Below are 6,409 nucleotides of genomic sequence, written 5' to 3'. Positions count from 1 at the left end.
GGCCACCCGGGCTGGGCCATTCCTCACGGAACGAGGCCACTATAGCGCAACACGCTAATACAAGGATGGGTAGAGCGCAGCGAAACCCATCCATCAAGAAACATGACAGTGATGGGGTTCGCTGCGCTCTACCCATCCTACGCTGTGCACCACCATGCCCGATAACGCAGAAGCAAGAGTCGAGGCTACCGCCCCCAAAAGGGAGGGAAGAAGGAAGCGCTTTACTTCGCTCCGACCTTCTTGCCGCGATACATCAGATGCACCGCGCAGTTACATCCCGGCGGATGGGTCGCGAGTTCGTCATTGGCCGGAGCAGGCACAGCGACCGGCGCAGGCTCGGCACCGGCACCCGGAATGTAGTTCAGCACCGGCGCCAGCCAGCGTTCCACCTCGGCGACGCTCATGTTCTTGCGCGCGGCATATTCCTCGACCTGATCGCGCTCGATCTTGCCGACGCCGAAATAATAGCTCTCCGGATGGCTGAAATAGAGCCCGGATACCGACGAGCCCGGCCACATGGCGTAGCTTTCGGTGAGGGTCACGCCTGCGGTGTTCTCGGCATCGAGCAGCTTGAAGATGGTTGCCTTCTCGGTGTGATCGGGCTGCGCGGGATAGCCGGGAGCAGGGCGGATACCCTGATACTTCTCCAGGATCAGGTCGTCGGTCGAGATATTCTCGTCCGGCGCATAGGCCCAGAACTCCTTGCGCACGCGCTCGTGCATACGCTCGGCAAAGGCTTCGGCGAGGCGGTCGGCCAGCGCCTTGCACAGGATCGACGAGTAGTCGTCATTGGCGTTCTTGAAGCGGTCGGCGATGATGTCCTCGCCGATGCCGGCGGTGACCACGAAGGCGCCGATATAATCCGGCACGTTCGACGATTTCGGCGCGATGAAGTCGGAGAGCGCGGCGTTGAAGCGCCCCTCGCGCTTCTCGAGCTGCTGGCGCAGCGTATGTAGCGTCGCGATTTCAGCCTCGCGACTGTCATCCGCATAGAGGCGGATATCGTCGCCCACCGCATTGGCCGGCCAGAAGCCGATGGTGGCCTTGGCAGTGAACCACTTCTCCTCGACGATGAGTTTCAGCATCTTCTGCGCGTCCTCGTAGAGCGAGGTTGCGACCTCGCCGACGACGCTGTCGGTCAGGATGCCGGGAAAGCGGCCCGCGAGCTCCCAGGTCTGGAAGAACGGCGTCCAGTCGATGTAGCGGGCGAGCTCCTCGAGCGAGTAATCGCTGAATGTCTTGATGCCGAGGAAGGTCGGCTTGCGCACAGTCTTGGTGAAGTCCGCGACATGGGCATTGGCACGCGCCTTGGTCAGGCTGAGCCGCTTCTTGTCCTGCTGCGCACGGAAATGCGCTGCCGAGATCTTCGCGTAATCCGCGCGGACTTCAGCGGCATAGGCCACGCTCTTGTCAGCGGACAGCAGCGACGAGGCGACGCCCACAGCGCGGCTGGCATCGTTGACATGCACCACGGCGCCGGCGCGGTAGTTCGGATCGATCTTCACCGCCGTATGCACGCGGCTGGTGGTGGCGCCGCCGATCAACAACGGCATGGTCAGGCCCTGCCGCTCCATCTCGCCGGCCAGAAACGTCATCTCGTCCAATGACGGCGTGATCAGGCCGGACAAGCCGATGATGTCGGCGCCCTCAAGCTTGGCAGTCTCGATGATCTTCGACGCGGGTACCATCACGCCGAGGTCGATGACCTCGAAATTGTTGCACTGGAGCACGATACCGACGATGTTCTTGCCGATGTCGTGCACGTCGCCCTTCACCGTGGCGAGCACGATCTTGCCGGCATTCTTGCGGCCGTCGCCGGCGATGCCCGCGGCGAGATTGTCGGCCTTCTCCTGCTCCATGAAAGGCATCAGGTAGGCCACCGCCTGCTTCATCACGCGGGCCGACTTCACCACCTGCGGCAGGAACATCTTGCCGTCACCGAACAGGTCGCCGACGATGTTCATGCCGGCCATCAACGGGCCCTCGATGACATGCAGCGGGCGCGCCACGGTGAGACGCGCGGCTTCGGAGTCCTCGTCGATATATTGGGTGATGCCGTGCACCAGCGCGTGGCTCAGGCGCTTCTCCACCGGCCATTCGCGCCAGGCGAGATCCTGTTCCTTGGCCTGCTTGGTCTGGCCGCGGAATTTCTCGGCCAGTTCGAGCAGCCGCTCGGAGGCGCCGGGATCGCGGTTGAGGATGACGTCCTCGCAGACCTGGCGCAGCTCGGGATCGATGTCGTCATAGACGATCATCTGGCCGGCATTGACGATGCCCATGTCCATGCCCGCCTTGATGGCGTGATACAGGAACACCGAATGCATCGCTTCGCGCACCGGCTCGTTGCCGCGGAACGAGAATGACAGGTTGGAAACGCCGCCGGAAATATGCGCATGCGGCAGGTTCTGCCGGATCCAGCGTGTCGCCTCGATGAAGTCGACGCCGTAATTGTTGTGCTCTTCGAGGCCCGTGGCGATGGCGAAGATATTGGGATCGAAGATGATGTCTTCCGGCGGGAAGTTCAGCTCACCCACCAGAATGTCGTAAGCGCGTTTGCAGATCTCGGTCTTGCGCGCGAACGTGTCGGCCTGGCCGACTTCGTCGAAGGCCATCACGACCACGGCCGCGCCGTGACGCTGCGCGATCTTGGCTTCGTGGATGAATTTCTCCACGCCTTCCTTCATCGAGATCGAATTGACGATCGGCTTGCCCTGAACGCATTTCAGGCCGGCTTCGATGACGTGGAATTTCGAACTGTCGACCATGACAGGAACGCGGGCGATGTCGGGCTCGGAGGCGACGAGATTGAGAAACTCGATCATCGCCTTCTCTGAATCGAGCAGGCCTTCGTCCATATTGATGTCGATGACCTGCGCGCCGTTCTCGACCTGATCGCGCGCCACCTGAAGTGCCGACGTATAGTCGCCCTCGGTGATCAGCCGGCGGAATTTCGCCGAGCCGGTCACATTGGTGCGTTCGCCGACATTGACGAAGGGGATCGTCGAGGTCAGCTCGAACGGCTCCAGACCAGACAGGCGCAGGCGTGGCTCGATCTCCGGGACGATGCGCGGCTTGTGCGGCGCGACCGCCTTGGCGATGGCCGCGATATGGTTCGGCGTGGTGCCGCAGCAGCCGCCGACCACATTGACCAGACCGCTCGCGGCGAATTCGCCGATCAGCTTGGCCATGAACTCCGGGCTCTCGTCATACTGGCCGAATTCGTTGGGCAGGCCGGCATTCGGATAGGCGCAAACCAGCGTATCGGCGACGCGGCCGATATCTGCAATATGGGCGCGCAGGTCTTCGGCGCCGAGCGCGCAGTTGAAGCCGATGGTGGCGGGCCGTGCGTGCTTCACCGAATTCCAGAACGCTTCCGGCATCTGGCCGGAGAGAAGGCGGCCGGATTTGTCGGTGATGGTGCCCGAGATCATGACGGGCACGTCGATATTTCGTTCTTCGCAGATCTCGGCAATCGCATAGAGCGCCGCCTTGGCGTTCAGCGTGTCGAAAATGGTCTCAACCAGCAGGAGGTCGGCGCCGCCGTCGAGCAGTCCGTTGATCTGCTCGCTATAGGCGATGCGCAGATCGTCGAAGGTCACCGCGCGGTAGCCGGGATTGGCGACATCCGGCGAGATCGAGGCGGTCCGGTTGGTCGGGCCGATGGCGCCGGCGACAAAGCGCGGCTTGCCGTCTTCGGCAGCGACCGTGATGGCAGCGTTCTTGGCGAGCCGGGCGCCTTCGCGGCTCATCTCATAGGCGATGTCCTGCAGATCGTAATCGGCCTGCGCGATCGAGGTCGAGGAGAAGGTGTTGGTGGCGACGATGTCGGCACCGGCGCGCAGATATTGCGCGTGGATGTTCTCGATGGCGTCGGCCTGGGTCAGGATCAACAGGTCGTTGTTGCCGCGCAGATCGCGGTGGAAATCCTTGTAGCGCTCGCCGCGGAACGCAGCCTCGTCGAATTGCAGGCCCTGGATCATGGTGCCCATGGCGCCGTCGAGCACGAGAATGCGCTCGGCAGCGGCGGCAAGAAGTTCGGTACGCTTCGGCGAAACGGGTACGGACATGAGATCAGGCAGCTTTCTGCGCGCCGTTCGGCCGGAAGCCCAACAGGTGACTAATGGCGAAAACGAGATCGGCGCGGTTCATCGTGTAGAAGTGGAAATCGGCGACGCCCTGCTTGGCGAGCTTCTGCACCTGGCCGGCGGCGACGGTGGTCGCTACCAGTTTGCGCGTCTCGGCATCGTTATCGAGGCCATCGAACTTGGCGGCGAGCCAGTCGGGCACGGTGGTGCCGGCACGGGTGACGAAGGCGCGCGCCTGCTTGAAATTATGCATCGGCATGATGCCGGGCAGCACCGGGATATCGATGCCGCGGGCGCGGACCTTGTCGAGGTAGCGGAAGTACAGATCGTTGTCGAAGAACACCTGGGTGATGGCGCGGGTCGCGCCGGCATCGACTTTCGCCTTCAGCGTATCGATGTCGGCATCGAAGTCGGTGCTCTCCGGATGCTTCTCCGGATAGGCGGACACCGTGACTTCGATATCGGGATAACGGTTGCGAATACTGGAGACCAGATCGGCGGAGGTCTTGTAACCGTCCGCATGCGGTATATATTCCGTGCCGATGCCCGTGGTCGGATCGCCGCGCAGCGCCACGATGTGGCGGACGCCGGCCTCATGATAGCGGGTCACGACATCGTCGATTTCGCTTTTCGGCGCGCCGACACAGGTCAGATGCGCCGCCGGGGTGAGGGTGGTCTCCCTGAGCAGACGGACGATCGTGGCGTGGGTGCGCTCGCGGGTCGACCCACCGGCGCCATAGGTCACCGAGACGAAGGATGGGTTCAGCGGCGCCAGGCGCTCGATGGTGTCCCACAGGGTGCGCTCCATCTCCTCGGTCTTCGGCGGGAAGAACTCGAAGGAGATATTGGGAAGCTTGGTTGATGTGGCCGGGTTGATCTCGGTCATCGCGTAGAACTCCACCGCGCGGGGCGGTACCGGGTGTCATCTGGCGCCAAGCCCGGAGGTTTTGGCTGCACTGCACAAAGATAGGCTATGGTCGGATAGTGAAATAGCCCATCCCGAGCGGCTTGAGGGTGGGAATTGGCCCAACATCCGTTTTATAACCCAGATAATTTCAGTTTTCTTTTGGCCGGTGGGCAGGAGGGACTCGCCGTTGTATTGACTGAAATATTGATATATTTTGGCAATTAAAGCGCTCGATGCTTGCTTGGCGGATGTTCTCTAAATGTGGGCATATATCATCCATATGAAATTAAGCCTCAATTTGTCCCACGGTTGGCGCCCTCTTTTGCCGCTCGCCAAGGGGAGGCGTGCGTCGCCCAGAACGCTCTTTGCCCTCTCGGATGGACGCACTAGCTTGGCCCCATGATCCCGCTCTCCATTCTCGACCTCTCGGTCGTCACGTCAGGCACGCCGCCCGCGGCGGCGCTCCGCAACAGCATCGATCTGGCCAAACATGCTGATGGTCTCGGCTATGTCCGCTACTGGCTGGCCGAGCACCACAATCTGGCGTCGGTCGCCAGTCCGGCGCCGGAAATCATGATCGGGCAGATCGCAGCGGTGACGCAGCATATCCGCGTCGGCTCTGGTGGCGTGATGCTGCCGAACCACGCCCCGCTGATGGTGGCCGAGCGCTTCAAGATGCTGGAGGCGCTGTTCCCCGGCCGGATCGATCTCGGCCTCGGCCGTGCGCCCGGCACGGATGGCGCGACGGCCTATGCGCTGCGTAACCGTCTCGCGGGTCGCGAGGGCGATGACTTCCTGGAACGGCTGAGCGAGCTGGTGCTGTGGGAGACGCGGCAATTCCCGGCAGATCATCCCTATAACAACGTCGTGGCGATGCCCAATGACGTCCCGCTGCCTCCGCTATGGCTGCTTGGCTCCAGCGACTACAGTTCGGATCTCGCCGCGCAGGTCGGTATGGGTTTCGCTTTCGCTCATCACTTCGCATCCCATGATGCGGCGGATGCGATGGTGCATTACCGGGCGCGCTTCAAGTCCTCCGGCTGGCGCCAGGCGCCGTACGGGATTCTCGCGGTCGCCGTGATCGCCGCTGAGACCGATGCGGAAGCGGAACGTCTCGCCTCGTCAGCCGACCTCAATCGCCTTCGCCGCGACCGCGGCGAATACGCGCCGCTGCCGAGCGTCGAGGAGGCACTGGCCTATCCTTATAGCGACAGCGAAAAGATGAAGATCGCGCGCAATCGTTCACGGCTGTTTGTCGGCAGTCCGTCGACCGTGATGGAAAAGCTGCAGCCGCTCATCAGCGAATGCCATGCCGATGAGCTGATGGTCATCACCGCGATGTATGATCACGAAGCGCGGAAGAAATCCTACAGCCTGCTGGCCGAGGCGTTTCAGCTGCAGAAGGCGGCGTAGTCGT

The 6,409-nt window shown here is 62.3% G+C and carries 3 protein-coding genes; 1 reads left to right on the top strand and 2 read right to left on the bottom strand.

The window, feature by feature from the left end; all coding sequences use genetic code 11:
- Window positions 1–221: 221 nt before the first annotated feature.
- Together metH and metF are read right to left on the bottom strand one after the other, a co-directional pair.
- On the bottom strand, window positions 222–4,067 hold the full coding sequence (gene metH / locus AC1RLZ_RS14380; RefSeq protein WP_493189129.1) for a methionine synthase: 3,846 nt from the start codon (window positions 4,065–4,067) through the stop codon (window positions 222–224).
- 4 nt (window positions 4,068–4,071) lie between these two features.
- Window positions 4,072–4,971 carry a methylenetetrahydrofolate reductase [NAD(P)H] gene (gene metF / locus AC1RLZ_RS14375; RefSeq protein WP_493189128.1) on the bottom strand — a complete coding sequence of 300 codons (900 nt, stop codon included), beginning with the start codon at window positions 4,969–4,971 and terminating at the stop codon, window positions 4,072–4,074.
- 420 nt (window positions 4,972–5,391) lie between these two features.
- On the opposite strand from metF, the gene AC1RLZ_RS14370 reads away from it, so the two are divergent.
- Window positions 5,392–6,405 (top strand): LLM class flavin-dependent oxidoreductase, encoded by a 1,014-nt coding sequence (locus tag AC1RLZ_RS14370; RefSeq protein ID WP_493189127.1) that lies wholly within the window; start codon window positions 5,392–5,394, stop codon window positions 6,403–6,405.
- The last annotated feature ends 4 nt before the right edge of the window (window positions 6,406–6,409 follow it).

The sequence above is a fragment of the Tardiphaga sp. GW822-FHT04G09 genome, from assembly GCF_058800725.1.
This window is presented reverse-complemented; position numbering and strand designations above follow the sequence as displayed.

Coding starts and splice junctions, on each gene's coding strand:
- metH (WP_493189129.1), bottom strand. CDS start 4,067: ATGTCCGTACCCGTTTCGCCGAAGCGTACCGAACTTCTTGCCGCCGCT.
- metF (WP_493189128.1), bottom strand. CDS start 4,971: ATGACCGAGATCAACCCGGCCACATCAACCAAGCTTCCCAATATCTCC.
- AC1RLZ_RS14370 (WP_493189127.1), top strand. CDS start 5,392: ATGATCCCGCTCTCCATTCTCGACCTCTCGGTCGTCACGTCAGGCACG.